This window comes from Pannonibacter sp. I15F10I1, assembly GCF_900185665.1.
GTDB lineage: Bacteria > Pseudomonadota > Alphaproteobacteria > Rhizobiales > Stappiaceae > Pannonibacter > Pannonibacter indicus.
Genome location: NZ_FYAN01000004.1, coordinates 314,421 through 331,415 on the forward strand (window position 1 = coordinate 314,421; position 16,995 = coordinate 331,415).

General features: G+C 64.2%; 16 protein-coding genes and 1 pseudogene. 8 read left to right on the forward strand and 9 right to left on the reverse strand.

What is annotated here, in order from left to right:
* Positions 1–2: 2 nt before the first annotated feature.
* The 3 genes from IF10I1_RS04420 to IF10I1_RS04430 all read right to left on the reverse strand — a co-directional run bounded on the left by IF10I1_RS04420 (position 3) and on the right by IF10I1_RS04430 (position 2,874).
* Positions 3–1,283, reverse strand: a complete 1,281-nt coding sequence (locus IF10I1_RS04420; RefSeq protein WP_122520747.1) for a TRAP transporter large permease — start codon at positions 1,281–1,283, stop codon at positions 3–5.
* Complete coding sequence (locus IF10I1_RS04425) at positions 1,280–1,789, reverse strand: TRAP transporter small permease (protein ID WP_186391326.1); 510 nt, start codon at positions 1,787–1,789, stop codon at positions 1,280–1,282. The genes IF10I1_RS04420 and IF10I1_RS04425 overlap by 4 nt, the downstream gene beginning before the upstream one ends.
* Positions 1,790–1,899: 110 nt before the next feature.
* A complete protein-coding gene (locus IF10I1_RS04430) occupies positions 1,900–2,874 on the reverse strand; it encodes a TRAP transporter substrate-binding protein (RefSeq protein ID WP_026355932.1) in 975 nt (324 codons plus the stop codon).
* Positions 2,875–3,175: 301 nt separating this feature from the next.
* Between IF10I1_RS04430 and IF10I1_RS04435 the strand changes: the two genes are divergently transcribed.
* Both IF10I1_RS04435 and IF10I1_RS04440 read left to right on the forward strand, forming a co-directional pair.
* Positions 3,176–4,174 (forward strand): LacI family DNA-binding transcriptional regulator, encoded by a 999-nt coding sequence (locus IF10I1_RS04435; RefSeq protein WP_186391327.1) that lies wholly within the window; start codon positions 3,176–3,178, stop codon positions 4,172–4,174.
* Positions 4,175–4,220: 46 nt separating this feature from the next.
* Complete coding sequence (locus tag IF10I1_RS04440; protein WP_186391328.1) at positions 4,221–4,802, forward strand: Imm42 family immunity protein; 582 nt, start codon at positions 4,221–4,223, stop codon at positions 4,800–4,802.
* 303 nt (positions 4,803–5,105) lie between these two features.
* On the opposite strand, the gene IF10I1_RS04445 is transcribed toward IF10I1_RS04440, so the two are convergent.
* The gene (locus IF10I1_RS04445; RefSeq protein ID WP_186391329.1) at positions 5,106–6,539 is read right to left on the reverse strand and encodes an NAD(P)(+) transhydrogenase (Re/Si-specific) subunit beta; all 1,434 of its coding nucleotides are present in this window, start codon (positions 6,537–6,539) and stop codon (positions 5,106–5,108) included.
* Between the two features lie 18 nt (positions 6,540–6,557).
* Complete coding sequence (locus tag IF10I1_RS04450; RefSeq protein ID WP_186391330.1) at positions 6,558–8,132, reverse strand: Re/Si-specific NAD(P)(+) transhydrogenase subunit alpha; 1,575 nt, start codon at positions 8,130–8,132, stop codon at positions 6,558–6,560.
* A gap of 550 nt (positions 8,133–8,682) precedes the next feature.
* On the opposite strand from IF10I1_RS04450, the gene IF10I1_RS04455 reads away from it, so the two are divergent.
* The gene (locus tag IF10I1_RS04455; protein WP_186424372.1) at positions 8,683–9,858 is read left to right on the forward strand and encodes a muconate/chloromuconate family cycloisomerase; all 1,176 of its coding nucleotides are present in this window, start codon (positions 8,683–8,685) and stop codon (positions 9,856–9,858) included.
* A 106-nt stretch (positions 9,859–9,964) separates the two neighbouring features.
* Here the strand turns inward: IF10I1_RS04455 and IF10I1_RS04460 are convergent, their stop codons facing one another.
* Both IF10I1_RS04460 and IF10I1_RS04465 read right to left on the reverse strand, forming a co-directional pair.
* Positions 9,965–10,852, reverse strand: coding sequence for a LysR substrate-binding domain-containing protein (locus IF10I1_RS04460; RefSeq protein ID WP_050475415.1), 888 nt, complete (start codon positions 10,850–10,852; stop codon positions 9,965–9,967).
* Between the two features lie 156 nt (positions 10,853–11,008).
* Positions 11,009–11,884, reverse strand: coding sequence for a dioxygenase (locus IF10I1_RS04465; protein WP_122520756.1), 876 nt, complete (start codon positions 11,882–11,884; stop codon positions 11,009–11,011).
* A 254-nt stretch (positions 11,885–12,138) separates the two neighbouring features.
* On the opposite strand from IF10I1_RS04465, the gene IF10I1_RS04470 reads away from it, so the two are divergent.
* Both IF10I1_RS04470 and IF10I1_RS04475 read left to right on the forward strand, forming a co-directional pair.
* Positions 12,139–12,519, forward strand: coding sequence for a hypothetical protein (locus tag IF10I1_RS04470; RefSeq protein ID WP_208977556.1), 381 nt, complete (start codon positions 12,139–12,141; stop codon positions 12,517–12,519).
* Entirely contained in the window at positions 12,516–13,355 is an 840-nt protein-coding gene (locus tag IF10I1_RS04475) for an alpha/beta fold hydrolase (RefSeq protein WP_186391332.1), read from the forward strand. The genes IF10I1_RS04470 and IF10I1_RS04475 overlap by 4 nt, the downstream gene beginning before the upstream one ends.
* Positions 13,356–13,358: 3 nt before the next feature.
* On the opposite strand, the gene IF10I1_RS04480 is transcribed toward IF10I1_RS04475, so the two are convergent.
* Positions 13,359–14,117, reverse strand: coding sequence for an IclR family transcriptional regulator C-terminal domain-containing protein (locus IF10I1_RS04480; RefSeq protein WP_186391333.1), 759 nt, complete (start codon positions 14,115–14,117; stop codon positions 13,359–13,361).
* Between the two features lie 112 nt (positions 14,118–14,229).
* Here IF10I1_RS04480 and IF10I1_RS04485 point away from each other — a divergent pair, with 112 nt between their 5' ends.
* Genes IF10I1_RS04485 through pcaF form a run of 3 tightly spaced genes read left to right on the forward strand, consistent with a single transcriptional unit; the run spans position 14,230 to position 16,825 of the window.
* Positions 14,230–14,952: a 3-oxoacid CoA-transferase subunit A gene (locus tag IF10I1_RS04485; protein ID WP_050475412.1), complete on the forward strand. Its 723-nt coding sequence runs from the start codon at positions 14,230–14,232 to the stop codon at positions 14,950–14,952.
* On the forward strand, positions 14,949–15,620 hold the full coding sequence (locus tag IF10I1_RS04490) for a 3-oxoacid CoA-transferase subunit B (protein WP_058899066.1): 672 nt from the start codon (positions 14,949–14,951) through the stop codon (positions 15,618–15,620). The genes IF10I1_RS04485 and IF10I1_RS04490 overlap by 4 nt, the downstream gene beginning before the upstream one ends.
* A gap of 2 nt (positions 15,621–15,622) precedes the next feature.
* Positions 15,623–16,825 (forward strand): 3-oxoadipyl-CoA thiolase, encoded by a 1,203-nt coding sequence (pcaF, locus tag IF10I1_RS04495; RefSeq protein WP_186391334.1) that lies wholly within the window; start codon positions 15,623–15,625, stop codon positions 16,823–16,825.
* 50 nt (positions 16,826–16,875) lie between these two features.
* Here the strand turns inward: pcaF and IF10I1_RS04500 are convergent.
* Positions 16,876–16,995 (reverse strand): annotated as a pseudogene (locus IF10I1_RS04500) (ISAs1 family transposase); the annotation flags it as partial.

Here is a 16,995-nt window from a genome sequence, read left to right on the forward strand (position 1 = left end):
GATCAGGACCCCATGAAGATTTCGACCGGCCACAGCGTGATCGCCGGAATGTAGGTGATCAGCATCAGGCAGCAGAACACCACCAGCACGAACCAGATGAGCTGCGGAATGATCTTTTCCAGCGGGATCTTCGCCACGGCACAGGCCGCGAAGAGATTGACCCCGAGCGGCGGCGTGATCATGCCGAGCGCCAGATTGACGACGACCACCAGGCCGAAATGCACCGGATTGATGCCGAAGCTGACCGCCACCGGCGTCAGGATCGGCGCCAGCACCAGAATGGCGGCGGACGTCTCGATGAACATGCCGACAATCAGCAGCAGCACGTTGACCGCCAGCAGGAAGGACCAGGGTTCGGAGAACACGGTCTTGATCCAGTTCGCCACCTCGCCCGGCAGGCCGGAGCGGGCGATGAGGAAGGAGAACAGCGCCGCCGCGGAGATGATGAGCATGATTGTGGTGGTGGAGATCACCGTCTGGCGCAGGATGCCCGGCAACGCCTTCAGCGGCAGTTCCCGGTAACAGATCATGCCGACAACAACAGCACAGGCCACGGCGGCAACGGAGGCTTCCGTCGGCGTGAACACGCCCGCATAGATACCGCCGATGATGACGAAGGGCACCAGCAGCGCCGGCACCGCATTGACAAAGGCGGGCCACAGCGCCTGCCGGTCATCGCCATCATGGGTGCCGATGCCGCGCAGGCGGCAGATCACCAGCACCGTCACCATCAGCGCGCTGGCCACCAGCAGGCCGGGGCCGAAACCGGCGATGAAGAGCTGGCCCACCGAGGTTTCCGTGGACACGCCATAGAGGATGAGAGGGATCGACGGCGGGATCAGAACGCCGAGTTCGGCAGAGCTGGCCTGAATGGAAGCGGCCAGCGGCTTGCCATAGCCGTGCTTCACCATCGCCGGGATGAGGATGGAGCCGATGGCAAAGGTGGTGGCGACCGAAGAGCCGGAGACGGAGGCGAACATCATGCAGGTGAGCACGCAGGAGCAGGCCAGCCCGCCCTGAATGCCGCCGACCAGCGCCTTGGCCAGTTCCACCAGCCGCCGCGAAATGCCGCCCGCGGACATGAGATTGCCCGCGAGGATGAAGAGCGGGATGGCCATCAGCGGGAAACTGTCCAGCCCGACGAACATGCGCTGCGCCACCAGAAGCAGCGGCAGATTGCTGCCAAACTGAATGCCGGCAATGGAGGCAAGGCCGATGGCAATGGCAATCGGCACGCCCATGAAAAAGAAGATCAGCAGCGATACGGCAATGACGGCGTTCATCCCTGCGCTCCTTCCACCGGCGCGTCACCCGGCAGGCCATCGCGTGCGGCGCGCAGCATGGCGCCGAGGATGGCAATGCAGGCAAACACGGCCCCGACCGGCAGCGCCGCATAGACCCAGGCGATGGAAATCTCGAGGGCCGCAAGCGTCTGGCGCATCACGCGCCCGGTCATGTTCCAGCCCTGCCAGAACAGGATGACGAAGAAGACGAAGGAGAGCAGCATGGCCAGTTGATAGAGCACGAGGCCAAGGCGGCGCGGCAGCGACCGCTGAACAATCTCCATCGAGATCATCGAGCCGCTGCGGATGGCCCCGGCGGCACCCAGGAAGACGCACCAGATGATCGCGGAACGGGCCGCAACTTCCGACCAGGTGGAGGGCGTGCCGAAGACGAAGCGGGTCGTCACCTGATACAGCGCCATGACCGTGGCGATGACCAGAAACGCCATCGCCAGCCGCAAGGCCGTTTCCGACAGGATTTCATCGATTTTGAGGAAGAAGGACATGATGACGCCTCACCCTGACGGAAGGGAACGGGCTGCCGGCGCATAACGGCCGGCAGCCCGCCGGGGTGTCTTGAGAGCGGCCCGGGCACACCCGGACCGCTGGAAAAGCCTTACTGCACGGCGCGGATGCGCTCGATCATCTCCGGGCCATACTGGCTGGTGTAGATCTCGTAGGAGGGCTCGGCGATCTTGGCGAAGGCTTCCTTGTCGACGGTCATGGTCACTTCCATGCCGTTGTCCTTCATCAGTTGCACGCCCTCCCGCTCCTGCTTGTCCACTTCGGCGCGGGTGGCCGCGACAGAGGCCTTGGCCGCTTCCATGAACCAGCCGCGCTCTTCCTCGCTCAGGGCATCCATGCGGATCGGCGAGGCCAGCACGATGGCCGGGGAATAGACGTGGCCGGTGAGCGAGATGTGCTTCTGCACTTCCCAGAACTTGGAGGCGGTGATCACCGGGATCGGATTTTCCTGCCCGTCCACCACGCCCTGCTGCAGGGCGGCGAAGACTTCCGGGAAAGCCATCGGCGTCGGCGCGGCGCCCATGTCGGTGAAGGCCTTCATGTGCACCTTGTTTTCCATGGTACGCACCTTCAGGCCCTTCAGGTCATCGGGACCGGCGATGGCATTCTTGGAATTGGTGATGTGGCGGAAGCCGTTTTCCGACCAGGCGAGGCCAACGAGATTGTTCTCGCCGATCTTGGCCAGCAGCTCCTGCCCGACTTCACCGTCCAGCGTCTTGCGGGCATGCTCGTAGTCGCGGAAGAGGAACGGCAGGTCGAGGGCATAGACCTGCGGCACGAAGTTGCCGAGCGGGCCGCTGGAGGTGATCACCACGTCGATGGAGCCGATCTGCAGGCCCTCGATCATGTCACGCTCGCCGCCGAGCGTGCCGGCCGGCGCTTCCTTGCCGGTGTATTTGCCACCGGACAGTTCTTCCAGCTTGGCGATGAAGGCGCGCGCGCCCGCGCCATAATGCGACTGGGCGGAAATGGCATGGGCGACGGTGATGACTTCCTGCGCCTGGGCAGCACCTGCGGTGAGCGCCAGCGCGCTGGCAGCGATCATCAGATTCCTGAAATGAAACACGGCGGTTTTCCTCCCTGATTGCCTGCCCGGACCACCGGACAGACGCGCCCCGCCTTTCCGGCCGGGCAGACCTGATCTGGCAAGCCCGGATGGCATCACGGGCCTGCGCGCCGGACCTCCCAGACCGGCATGGATGAAACGGTAGTTCAGGAATGACAGCGCTGTCAATCCATCAAAGCCGATCAAATGCACACCATGCTTTCAGCGGATAACCGCCAGTTTCCGCAAACTCTCCGCATGACAGCGCTGATCATTTCTGCCACTCTCCGCCCATCAGCCAATCCAGTGCGGATGATGCAGCATGAAGCGTGTGAAGCTCAGTCAGGTGGCGGAACTGGCCGGTGTCAGCGAGATCACCGCCTCGCGGGCGCTGCGCAATGGCGCCAATGTCGCCCCGCAGACGCAGAAGAAGGTGGCGGAAGCGGCCCAGCAGCTCGGCTATCTGCCCAACCGGATCGCCGGATCGCTGGCGGGAGCTGCCTCCAACCAGATCGGCGTCATCGTCCCGTCCCTCACCAACAACGTGTTTCCGCAGGTTCTGCAGGGCCTCGAAAGCCGTCTGACCGCCGCCGGATACCACACGATTCTCGGCGTCTCCGACTATCTGCCGGAGCGGGAGGAGGTGATGATCCGCACCATCCTTGCCTGGCGCCCGGCTGCGCTCGTCATCGGCACGGCGGGCCTGACGGACACCAGCCGCAAGATGCTGGAGCAGGCGGACGCGCCCATTGTCGAGATCATGGATTGCGACATCGAGCCCATCGACATGGCCGCCGGCATCTCGCAGGTGCAGGCAGGCAAGGCGCTCGGCTATTATCTGACGGGCCGGGGCTATGAGCGCCTCGCCTATATCGGCCACGACCTTGAGGCCGACCGGCGCGCCGGCAAACGGCGCGAGGGCTTCCTCGCCGCCGCAAGAGAGACGGGCGCCACCATCACCGCGGAACTCACCGCCCCCGCCCCTTCCTCCGTGGCGCTTGGCCGGGACCTGACCGCCCGGCTGCTGGCAGAGGCACCCGAGCGGCCTCAAGCGATATGCTATTCCAACGACGACATGGCCGTCGGCGGCATCTTCCACTGCATGGCAGCGGGCCTTGATGTGCCGGGAGACCTTGCCATCTGCGGCTTCAACGGCCTCGACATCGGCCAGCAGCTGCCCTGCCCGCTCACCACCATCGAATCCGGCCGCACCGGCATCGGCGAACAGGCCGCCGCCATGATCCTCTCCCGCTTCCAAGGCACCCCCACCCCCACCCGCCTCGACACAGGCTTCCGGTTGTTGAGAGGGGCTTCAGCGTGAGGGGATCGGCCGCAAGACCAAGACCCGCCATGCCTGGAGCAAATGAATGAAGCACTTTATTGTTGGAGATCCTGCGGTATTCGCCATCGAGTGTCATATCGAAAAGACATTCGACAGACTTAGTCAGCGCGCTCTCGGGTACTATGTCATTCACATAGCAGGTTACAGTTACGGTGTGCGCGAACCTGAGGCAACGTTGCTTGGCTGCTCATTTGACCAAATAAGCAATCGTCTGAAATGTAGAGGGAGACACGTTAGTGCGCTCCTGGCCGAGAAGCCCGCCGTGGAACTGGCGCATCTTGTTCACGCAGCCCTTTACGAAGAGCGCGGCCCCGACGCGGCATATGACCTTTCGCTACTTGATCCTGTAAGAACCGAATTGTTCAATCAAGAGCTTGTTTTGGCGCCAGATGGCGATGCCGCCTTCGATGATGGCAGCCACATTCTGCAGTTCGATGTAGGCAGTACAGTACGGCTTGTCGCCTTCAAGAACCCGTGTGATGCAATCCCGGAAATCCATTCCATTTCCGGGATTACGATCGCTGAAGCCAGTTTTTATGAAATACTGGGGGCTTGGCGGGACAAGTTTGAAATGGTCTGGCATGCAGCCATAAGCGAAGGCCGCTGAAGCCGCCCCCCTCTCCGCGCCGCCCCGGCCTTGGCCGGGGCCTGTGAGGCGGGCAGGGCTTTTCAGCAACTGCATTCTCAGTAGCTGACGCAATATCAACCGCATTGCACCCCTGACAGGTCCCGGCACGGAGGCCGGGACAGCGCGGTGGATGGGTTGGCGCGAGCAATCGCAGGAGGCAGGCCTTGGGGATGCGGCCAGCGCGGCGCTCAGTCGCACTCGCCGTTTACCGCCCTCTCCCCCCACCAAAAACAAAGGGCGGAGAGGTTGCCCGCTCCGCCCTGGGTGTCTGGTTGAGGGATCTTACTTGATCATCGGCAGCAGTTCGCTGACGGATTTCTTGGCGTCGCCGTAGAACATGCGCGTGTTCTCCTTGTAGAACAGCGGGTTCTCGATGCCTGAATAGCCCGTGCCCTGGCCGCGCTTGGAGACGAAGACCTGCTTGGCCTTCCACACTTCCAGAACCGGCATGCCGGCGATGGGCGAGTTCGGGTCTTCCTGCGCGGCCGGGTTGACGATGTCATTGGAGCCAATGACGATCACCACGTCGGTGTTCGGGAAGTCCTCGTTGATCTCGTCCATTTCCAACACGATGTCGTAGGGCACCTTGGCTTCGGCGAGGAGCACGTTCATGTGGCCCGGCAGACGGCCTGCCACCGGGTGGATGGCGAAGCGCACTTCCTTGCCCGCCGCCCGCAGCTTGCGGGTCAGTTCCGACACCGACTGCTGGGCCTGCGCCACGGCCATGCCGTAGCCCGGGACGATGATGACGCTGTCCGCATCGTTGAGGGCCGAGGCCACGCCTTCCGCATCGATGGCGATCTGCTCGCCCGCGATTTCCATGGCCGGACCCGTGGTGCCGCCGAAGCCGCCCAGAATGACCGACACGAAGGAGCGGTTCATCGCCTTGCACATGATGTAGGACAGGATCGCGCCCGAGGAGCCCACCAGCGCGCCGACGACGATCAGCAGATCGTTCGACAGCGAGAAGCCGATGGCAGCCGCCGCCCAGCCCGAGTAGCTGTTCAGCATCGACACGACCACCGGCATGTCGGCGCCGCCGATGCCCATGATCAGGTGGTAGCCGATGAAGAAGGCCAGCAGCGTCATCAGGATCAGCGTCCAGATGCCCGCGCCGTTCACATACATGAACAGCAGGATCAGCGAGAGGGCCGCAGCGCTGGCGTTCAGCGCATGGCCGCCCGGCAGCTTCGTGGCCTTGCTGTCCACCTTGCCCGCCAGCTTGCCGAAGGCAATGACGGAACCGGTGAAGGTGACCGCACCGATGAAGACGCCGAGGAACACCTCGACCCGCAGGATGACCTGCTCGACACCGTTCTTGTGGGCCAGCACGGCGGCAAAGCCCTCAAGCGAGGCACGGGCGGCCTCGTCCATGGCCAGCACGCGCACCAGCTCGATGTGGGCGTTGTAGCCGATGAAGACCGCCGCAAGGCCGACCAGCGAGTGCATGGCCGCCACGAGCTGCGGCATCTCGGTCATCTGGACGCGCTGCGCGACCACCCAGCCGATGGCACCGCCCGCCGCGATCAGCAGCACGGAGAGGAGCCACAGGCCCGAACCCGGCCCCACAAGCGTTGCGGCAACCGCAAGACCCATGCCGGCGATGCCGTACCAGACGGCGCGCTTGGCGCTTTCCTGCCCCGAGAGGCCGCCGAGCGAGAGAATGAAAAGTACTGCCGCAACAACGTAAGCGGCTGTAGTGAAACCATATTCCATCGTGTCTCTCCCGCCCTCTTACGACTTCTGGAACATGGCAAGCATGCGCCGGGTCACCAGGAACCCGCCGAAGATGTTGATACCGGCCATGAACACCGACAGCGCACCCAGCAGGATCACGAGGAAGCTGCCGGAGCCGACCTGCATCAGGGCGCCCAGAATGATGATCGAGGAGATGGCATTGGTGATGGCCATCAGCGGCGTGTGCAGCGAGTGCGAGACATTCCAGATGACCTGGAAGCCGACGAAACAGGCCAGCACGAAGACGATGAAGTGGCTCATGAAGCTTGCCGGGGCGAAAAGACCGGCCAGCAGGATGAGCGCACCGCTGCCAGCGAGCAGCGCCACCTGATTGCGCGTCTGCGCCTTGAAGGCAGCCACTTCCTGTGCCCGCTTTTCTTCCGGCGTCAGTTCCCTGGCCTTTTCCTTCGGCTTCTGTGCGGCGATGGCCTGCACTTTCGGCGGCGGAGGCGGGAAGGTGATGTCGCCCTTGAAGGTGACGGTCGCACCGCGGATCACGTCATCTTCCATGTTGTGCACGACCTGCCCGTCCTTGGCGGGGGTCAGGTCGGTCATCATGTGACGGATGTTGGTGGCATAAAGCGTCGAGGACTGGGCGGCCATGCGGCTCGGGAAGTCCGTGTAGCCGATGACGATGACGCCATTGTCCGAGACGACGCGCTGGTCGGCGACGGTCAGGTCGCAGTTGCCGCCGCGCTCGGCCGCAAGGTCGACGATGACCGAGCCCGGCTTCATCGCCGCAACCATGTCGGCCAGCCACAGCTTGGGCGCATCGCGGCCCGGGATGAGCGCCGTCGTGATGACGATGTCCATGTCCGGCGCCAGCTCGCGGAATTTCTCCAGCTGCTTCTCGCGGAATTCCGGCGAGGAGGGAGCCGCATAGCCACCGGTGGCCGCGCCATCCTGCACCTGATCGGCAAAGTCGAGATAGACGAACTCGGCGCCCATGGATTCGATCTGCTCGGCCACTTCCGGGCGAACGTCGAAGGCATAGGTGACCGCACCCAGCGAGGTGGCGGTGCCGATGGCGGCAAGGCCGGCAACGCCGGCGCCGATGATCAGCACCTTGGCGGGCGGGATCTTGCCTGCCGCCGTCACCTGGCCGGTGAAGAAGCGGCCGAAGTTGTTGCCAGCCTCGATGACGGCGCGGTAGCCGGCGATGTTGGCCATGGAGGACAGGGCGTCCATCTTCTGGGCGCGCGAGATGCGCGGCACCATGTCCATGGCGATCACATTGGCGCCGGTGGCCTTCGCCTTTTCCAGCAGCTCCTTGTTCTGCGCCGGATAGAAGAAGGAAATCAGCGTCTTGCCTTCGCCGAGCAGCGCCACTTCGCTGTCCAGCGGCGGGCGCACCTTGGCGATGATGTCCGCAGCGGCGAAAAGGTCAGCAGCCGAGGCTGCGACGTCCACACCGGCCTTGCGGTAGGCTTCGTCAGAAAAACCGGCGGCTTTGCCCGCGCCGCTTTCGATGACACAGCTGTAGCCGAGCTTCTGCAGTTGCGCGGCACTGTCCGGGGTCATCGCGACGCGCGCTTCCCCGTCAATGATCTCGCGCGGTGATCCAATCTTCATCCCGTACCTCGATATAGAAAATGGCTTTTCCGTCCCCCAGCCCCGAGGCTTCATCACCCTTCCGCTGAGGACGGATTCCATGAACCACGGGAGCTTGATGAAACACACTAGCGCACTGCGCAAGAAAATACGCGCCCTGTTTATCAAGATTTTTTCTCAACAATGAATTCCGCGCAACAATCTTGCGCAACCTTGTCCGAACAGGCCGGAAAGGCTGGAAAGCTTGGCGATTTTCGCAGCACCCCGAGCAGTATGAGGACACAATCCGGGCAATACTCAGCAATGAAATTACTTTGGAAGCTAAATTAAATTGCAGGAAACTCAACAATAAGCCCGAAGGGCCCGGCTGCGGAGCGGCGTCAGGCCGCCAGATAGCCGAATCTCATATGCTAGTATGCCGGATTTCTTCCGCAGTGCAGCGTCCCGGTCACGGACAAGGCGGAGACAGCCGCTGCGGCCAGGCCGGTATCGCTTCAAACCCGTGAGGTATTGGACAGCGCCCCACCGGGGATTGATGCTCTGGCCCATGCATAACGACCACAGGCCCATCATGACCGCGACCGCCCTTTCCCATCCCGCCCGGATCGAGATGATCGAGACCATCATCATCGACGTGCCGACGATCCGCGGGCATGTGCTGTCCATGACGACCATGCAGTCGCAGTCGGTGGTGCTGGTGCGCATCCGCTTTTCCGATGGATCGGAAGGCCTTGGCGAGGGCGCGTCCATCGGCGGGCTGTCCTATGGTCCGGAGAGCGTGGAAAGCATCAAGCTGGCCATCGACAGCTACATCACCCCTGCCCTGACGGGCGAAGACGGCAACCGCATCGCGGCGTTGCGGGCACTGATGGACAAGACCGTGCGCGGCAATCCGATCGCCCGTGCGGGCGTCGAGACGGCGCTGTGGGATGGCCTTGCCCGGCGGCTGGGCGTGCCTGTCTCGGCCCTGTTTGGCGGCGCCATTCATGAGCGCCTGCCGGTCGCCTGGACGCTCGCCTCCGGCAACAGCGCCACGGACATTGCCGAGGCGGAGCGGATGCTGGACGAGCGGCGGCACCGGGATTTCAAGCTGAAGATCGGCAAGCGCGCGGTGCGCGACGACATTGCTCATGTGGCAGCGATTGCCAAGGCAGTCGGCGGACGCGGCACCGTGCGGGTGGATGTCAATCAGGCCTGGAGCCTGCAGGAGGCCCGCTGGGGCCTGAAGGGCCTGCAGGATGCCGGCTGCATTCTGGTGGAACAGCCGGTGGGCCGGGATGAGCTTTCCGCCCTGCGCAAGCTGACGGATGGCTATGAGATCGCCGTCATGGCGGACGAGGCGTTGCAGGGGCCGGGCGATGCCATGCGCGTGGCCATGGCCGGTCCGGCGGCGGATGTTTATGCGGTGAAGGTGTGCCAGTCCGGCGGGCTGGCCCCGGCGCGGGACGTCATCTCCATCGCCAGCGCTGCCGGGATCGAACTCTACGGCGGCACCATGCTGGAAAGCGGGCTCGGCACGGCGGCAGCCTTGCAACTTTTCGCCACCGTTCCCGTGCTGCAGTGGGGCACCGAGTTCTTCGGGCCGCTGCTGCTGACGGAAGACATTCTGGCCAAACCGCTGCAGTATCAGGACTTCACCGTTGCCATTCCGCAGGGCCCCGGCATTGGCGTTGCGCTGGACGCGGACAAGGTTGCCTTCTACCGCCGCGACCGCACGCGGCATCAGACCGCCATCGCGGGCCAGTGACACTCATACCAAGGCTTTCGATGCTGACGCATCACGCCTTGAAATTGCTCAAGCGCCGCACGGGCTTAACCAACGCTCGACAAGTCAGGCTCATCGAGCATTGGTGTCAGATCAGCTTGCGCGCCACCTTCTGGGCGGTGACGACGAAATTGTGCACGTGGATGCCCTGTTCATCCAGCCGGTGATTAACGGAGATGGGCGTGCGGGCCGCAAAGCCTTCAAGCGCATGAAAGCGGATGCCATTGCGCTGCACCGCGCCGACGGATTTCGGCACGATGGTCACCCCCTCCCCCACGGAGACAAGCGCCAGCGCGGTCTGCAGATCCATGGTGAAGACGCGGCGCGTCACCTCCGTTCCCGCATCGCGGCAGGCTTTCAGCACGAAATCGGCGAAGGAAGGCCGCGGGGTTTCCGGATAGAGGATGAAGGTCTCTTCCTGCAATTGCGGCAGGCGGATGGGCCGGGGGGCAAGATCCAGCGCTTCCGGCACGGCCGCCACCAGTTCCTCATCCACCAGCTTGCGGCTGATGACCTCCGCATCCTCGATGGCCGGGCGGGCAATGGCAATGTCGATCTCCCTGCGCACGAGAGCGCGGTGCAGATCGCCGTTGTTCATCGGGTAGAGGCTGAGGCTGACCTGCGGGCAGGCAGCGCGGAAACTCTTGAGAACCGCAGGCAACAGGCCATAGGTGGCTGAGCCGACAAAGCCGATGCGCAGCCGCCCTTCCGCCCCCTGGCCAATGCGGCGGATCTCCAGCTTGATATCGGCAAACTCGGACAGGAGCGCCGTGCCGCGCGCATAAAGCCGCTCGCCGGCCTGCGTCAGCGTGATGGCATTGCGCCCCCGGTTGAACAGCAGCGCGCCAAGGTCTTCCTCGATCTGCTTGATCTGACGGGACAGCGGCGGCTGTGCCATGCCGAGCCGCTCCGCCGCCCGGCCGAAATGCAGCTCCTCCGCCAGCGCGATGAAATACTCCAGCTGCTTGATGTTCATGTCCGGCAGCCTCCCCTCTGCACGTGAGAGAGCATGATGCAGAAAACGTGAATTGTGAAGTAATTTACATGCTGCGATGCACAGAATGGCTGCACAACGCAAAAGGCCGCCCCGCGAATAACGGGGCGGCCCTTGTTTTCACTCAGTTCCTGCCGGTTATTCGGCAGCGATCTGCTGTTCGGCGGCGGCGTCCTTCAATACGAAGTCGAAGCGCAGGTAGAGGTCGGTGCCGTGTTCGGCGCGGCCCGGCTCGAAGGTGCCGATCAGGCTGTCCTTGACGGCGAAGACGGAGTCCTCGTCCAGCCAGCGGGACTCGGAATCGTAGATCTGCGTGACAAGCGTGCGGTAGCCGTCCTTGGCCAGCAGCATGTGCAGGTGGCCCGGGCGGTTGGGATGGTGCCCCATCATGCGCAGCAGTTCGCCGGCCGTCTCGTTGTCCGGGATCGGATAGGGCACCGGACGCAGGGCGCGCATGGCGTAGTGGCCGTTCTCATCGGTCTCGAAGCGGCCGCGCAGGTTGAAGTCCGGCTGGGCCGGGTCATGGTTTTCATAAAGGCCGTTGGGCGCGTCTTCCCAGATGTCGATGGTGACACCGGCCACCGGCTTGCCTTCCGCATCGCGCACGTAACCTTCCACATAGACGGTCTCCTCACCGTCGAAGTGGGTCTGTGCGGTGGTTGCACCCTTGGGCAGGACCGGCGGATGCTCGCGGTAGAAGGGCCCGAGCACCGTGGACTCGCTTTCCGCACCCTCGACCGAATTGGTCAGCATGTCGCAGAGCACTTCCACGCCGAGAATATCGCCCAGCAGGATGAACTCCTGGCGCTTGTCGTCGCAGACCTGACCGGCGCGGGCCAGATACTGGCAGGCGGCAATGAATTCGTGATGCTGCAACTTCACGTCCCGGCAAAAGTCATGCAGGTGACGGACGAGGGAGGTCATGATCTCCCTGTTGCGGTCTGTAATCGGGCCATGCTTGCCCAGGGACTCGATCACCACACCGGTGACATTCTCAATCGTGACACTGCTCATGCGAACCTCCCTCGCGGCGGCGGGTGCAGAAGGTGTTGCGCCGCGCCTCCCGTGGCAGAACTATCCGCCCCGGTCCGGGCTGCGCCAATGACGGCGCGGGTATGGGCCGATACTCAAGACTGAGACGCCGCCGGGCAAGCCTTAAGCTTGGGCAGCTGCTGCCCGGTATCAGCACATACCGGCAGGATCATTGCCGCACGGCCCGGCAGCGGCGAGCCTCTGCCTCCAGCAGCGCAGGAGGGCGGAACGCGGACATGAGCATGATCACGGTATTTGAAGGACTGGCGCAGGCGATCGCCGCAAGGCCGGATCTGTTGCGGCTGGGACGGCTGTTCTGCGAAACGGTTCTCATCGAGATTGACGGCGAGGAGATCTACCTCACCTTCCGCGACGGGCAGCTGGTGAAGGTGGAGCCCGGCCCCAGCCGCAAGACGCCCTGGCGCTTTGCCTTCCGCACGGACCGGGAGGCGCTGGACGAGTTCTGGCAAGCGCATCCCAAGCCCGGCTTTCACGACATTTTCGCGCTGGTGAAGACAGGCCGTGGCCGCATCGACGGCGACATGCTGAGCCTCGTCAAGAACCTCCGCTTCATCAAGGAAGTCCTCGCCCTGCCGCGCAGGGGGATTGCAGCATGAGCTTTGAACCCATCACGGGCCGCTATCTCAACCTCACCATCGAAGGCCGGGCCCAGCGCATCTATGTGGAAACGGCCGGCGAAGGCCGACCGGTCCTGTGCCTGCACACGGCCGGCGCCGACACCCGCCAGTGGCGCCATGTGCTCAATGACGCCGGGCTGACGGCGGAGAACTGCTTCCACGCCTTCGACATGCCCTGGCACGGCAAGTCCCTGCCGCCGGAAGGCTTCGAACGGGAAGAATACCTGCTGACGACGGAAGCCTATATCGAGACGGTTCTGGCTGTCTGCGCCGCGCTGAAGCTGGAGCGGCCCATTCTCGCCGGCTGCTCCATGGGCGGACGCATCGCCTTGCAGATCGCGGCGAGGCATCCGGGTGTTTTTGCAGGCTTCATCGCCATCGAGGCCTCGGACTTCCAGCCCGCATGGTATGACATCGACTGGTTCGACCGGCCCGACGCCCATGGCGGCGAGATGGGGGCGGCGCTCGTCTCCACCAACATTTCCCCTTACGCGCCTGCAAAGGAGCGCAACTGGACGCTCTGGATGTTCCGCCAGTCGGGGCCGGGCGTGTTCCGGGGGGATCTGTCCTTCTACACCCTCGACGACAGCCTGATCCCGCTTCTGGGCAGGATCGACACAGCCAGGGCCCCCGTGCATGTGATGGCCGGTGCCTATGACATGACCTGCACGCCGGAAGATGCAAAGCGCACCGCCGATGCCATTCCCGGCGCAACGCTGACCATCATGCCGGAGTTGGGGCATTTCCCCATGTCCGAACATCCGGAGGCCTTCCGGCCCTATTTCGCCGATGCACTGGCGCGGATGCCGGAATAGGCCTCAGCGAATGACGCGGCGCAGCCCCTCCTGAACTTTCAGCAGGGGCTGCAGATAAAGGGCCGGAAGCTCTTCCGCGCTGGCCTGCACGGCGGCAAGCCCCACGTTGAGCGCCGCCACCACCAGCCCGCGCGAGGAATAGACCGGCACGGCGATGGAACGCAGGCCCAGTTCCACCTCCTGATCAATGATGGCATAGCCAAGCGTCCGCGCCTCGGCGATACGGGCCATGATCTCCTGCGGTGCCGTCAGGCTGCGCGGGGTGCGCGGGGTCAGATCGCAGCGCTCGATCAGGGTAGCAGCCTCCGCTTCCGGCATCGCCGCCAGCAGCACGCGGCCCATGGAGGTGCAATGCACCGGCAGGCGGGAGCCCGGCATCAGGCCGATGGACATCACCCGGCGCTGCGCGGCACGGGCGAGATAGACGATCTCCAATTCATCCCGGATGGCGACGGAGGCCGACTGGCCGATCTGTTCGGAGAGCTGATCCAGCCAGGGCTGCACCACCTGCGCCAGAGGCAGGGCGGCCAGCGCCCCCATGCCGAGGCGCAGCACCTTGGGCGTCAGGGTGAAGAACTTGCCGTCATAATCGGCATAGCCTGTCTCGTGCAGGGTGAGCAGGCAGCGGCGGGCGGTGGCCCGGTCCAGCCCCGTGGCTTCTGCCACATCGGAGATGGAGAGCCGCGAGCGGTCGGCGCGGAAGGCTTCCAGAACGCTAAGCCCCTTGGCGAGGGACGCGATGAAGTCGGTCTTGTTCAACATGCGCACATGAAATTACGCAAATTGAACAAGAGTCAACATCCGCACAAATCCGTTTCCTCAGCATGCAAGGCGGCGTAGCTTCCTGCGCGGAAGTCTCCCTGGGAGGAAATTCATGGACAAGAGAATTGCCACGCTTGCGGAAGCCGTCGCCGGCATTCCAGACGGCGCGTCGGTGATGATCGGCGGCTTCGGCGGCGCTGGTGCGCCGATTGAGCTCATTCACGCCCTCATCGACCGCTACCTCGCCACCGGCAGCCCGAAGAACCTGACGGTCATCAACAACAACGCCGGAAACGGCCATGTGGGCATAGCCGCGCTCATCGAGCAGGGCATGGTGGCCAAGATGGTCTGCTCCTTCCCGCGCTCCTCCGATCCGCGGGTCTTCACCGAGCTGTATCAGGCCGGCAAGATCGAGCTGGAGCTGGTGCCGCAGGGCACGCTGGCCGAGCGCATCCGTGCGGGCGGCGCAGGCATCCCCGCCTTCTACACCCCGACCGCCTATGGCACGGATCTGGCCAACGGCAAGCCGGTGGCCGAGTTTGACGGCCGCCACTATGTGCAGGAGCGCTGGCTGAAGGCAGACTTCGCGCTGATCAAGGCCGAGACCGGGGATCCTTACGGCAACCTCACCTACCGGATGGCCGCGCGCAACTTCGGCCCGGTCATGGCCATGGCCGCCACCTGCACGATTGCGCAGGTGAGCCAGGCCGTCGAGGCGGGCAGCATCGATCCGGAGGCGGTTATCACCCCCGGCATTTTCGTCGACATGATCGTGGAGGTGCCCTCCCCGCAGCAGGAGGAAGTCCTCAACCGCGCAGGAGCCCATCACCCATGACCAGCAAGCTCTCCAACGCCCAGATTGCCTGGCGCGCGGCGCAGGACATCAACGATGGCGCCTATGTGAACCTCGGCATCGGCTTTCCCGAAATGGTGGCCAAGTTCCAGCCGCCGGGCCGCGAGGCCATCTTCCACACCGAAAACGGCATCCTCGGCTTCGGCGAGGCTCCGGCGGAAGGCGAAGAGGACTGGGACCTGATCAACGCGGGCAAGAAGGCGGTGACGCTGAAGCCCGGCGCAGCCTTCTTCCACCACGCCGACAGCTTCGCCATGGTGCGCGGCGGCCATCTGGATGTGGCCATCCTCGGCGCCTATGAAGTGGCGGAAAACGGCGACCTTGCCAACTGGTCCACGGGCCCGAAGGGCGTGCCGGCCGTTGGCGGGGCGATGGATCTGGTGCATGGCGCCAAGCGCGTTGCCGTCATCACCGATCACGTCACCAAGGACGGCAAGCCGAAGCTGGTGGAGCGCTGCTCACTGCCGCTCACCGGCGTTGGCTGCGTCACCCGTGTCTATACGTCGCTCGCCGTCATAGATATCGAAAAGGGGCATTTCGTCCTGCGCGAAAAACTGCCAGCCTTGACGCTCGAAGCGCTGCAGGCCCAGACCGGTGCAAAGCTGCATCTGGATGGCCCCGTGGCAGACCTGATCGTTCCGGAGCTTTGATGATGACCGACGCATATATCTGTGACTACATCCGCACGCCCATCGGCCGTTATGCCGGTGCTCTGGCAAGCGTCCGGGCCGACGATCTGGGTGCCATTCCGCTGAAGGCGCTGATGGACCGCAACCGCAGCGTCGACTGGGGCGCGGTGGACGAGGTGATCTTCGGCTGCGCCAACCAGGCGGGCGAGGACAACCGCAACGTGGCCCGCATGAGCCTGTTGCTGGCGGGCCTGCCGGTCGAAGTGCCGGGCACCACCATGAACCGGCTTTGCGGCTCGGGCATGGATGCGGTGATCGCCGCAGCCCGCGCCATCAAGGCTGGGGAAGCGGAGCTGATCATCGCCGGCGGCGTGGAAAGCATGTCGCGCGCGCCCTTCGTCATGCCCAAGGCCGATGCCGCCTTTACGCGTGAGAATGCCGTCTATGACACCACCATCGGCTGGCGCTTCGTCAACCCTCTGATGAAGGCGCAGTATGGCATCGATTCCATGCCGGAAACGGCGGAGAACGTCGCCGAAGACTACAACATCTCCCGTGCCGATCAGGATGCCTTCGCCCTGCGCAGCCAGCAGAAGGCCGCAGCCGCACAGGCCAACGGCCGCCTTGCCGAGGAAATCACGCCCGTCATGATCCCGCAGCGCAAGGGCGAGCCGAAGGTGGTGGACAAGGACGAGCATCCGCGCGAGACGACGATCGAGGCGCTGTCCGCCCTCAGGGCGCCGTTCCGCGCCGGCGGTTCGGTGACGGCAGGCAATGCTTCCGGCGTCAACGATGGTGCCGCCGCGCTCATCATCGCCTCGGCAGAAGCGGCCAAGCGCTACGGCCTGACCCCGATTGCCCGGATTCTGGGCGGTGCCACCGCCGGTGTGCCGCCGCGCATCATGGGCATCGGACCGGCCCCGGCCTCGAAGAAGCTGCTGGCCCGCCTCGGCCTAACCCAGGACAAGCTGTCGGTGATCGAACTGAACGAGGCCTTCGCCTCGCAGGGCCTTGCCACGCTGCGCGACCTCGGCATTGCCGATGATGATGCCCGCGTCAACCCGAATGGCGGCGCCATCGCCCTCGGCCATCCGCTGGGCATGTCCGGCGCCCGCATCACCGGCACCGCCGCCCTGCAACTCGCCAAGACCGGCGGCTCGCTGGCACTGGCCACCATGTGCATCGGCGTCGGCCAGGGCATCGCCGTGGCCATCGAACGCGTCTGATCTGAGAACGCGGGCACAGCGTTTCAGGCCCCTCCCCCCTCGTGGCAGGGCTATCGCATATGGCTGATGAGCGATGTGAGGAAGTCCTCGTCCCATCCAGCTTTTTTGATTTTCCGCCTGATTGAGGCCTTGTCAGGATGGGAGCGGATGACGTTGAGGGCGATCTTTCG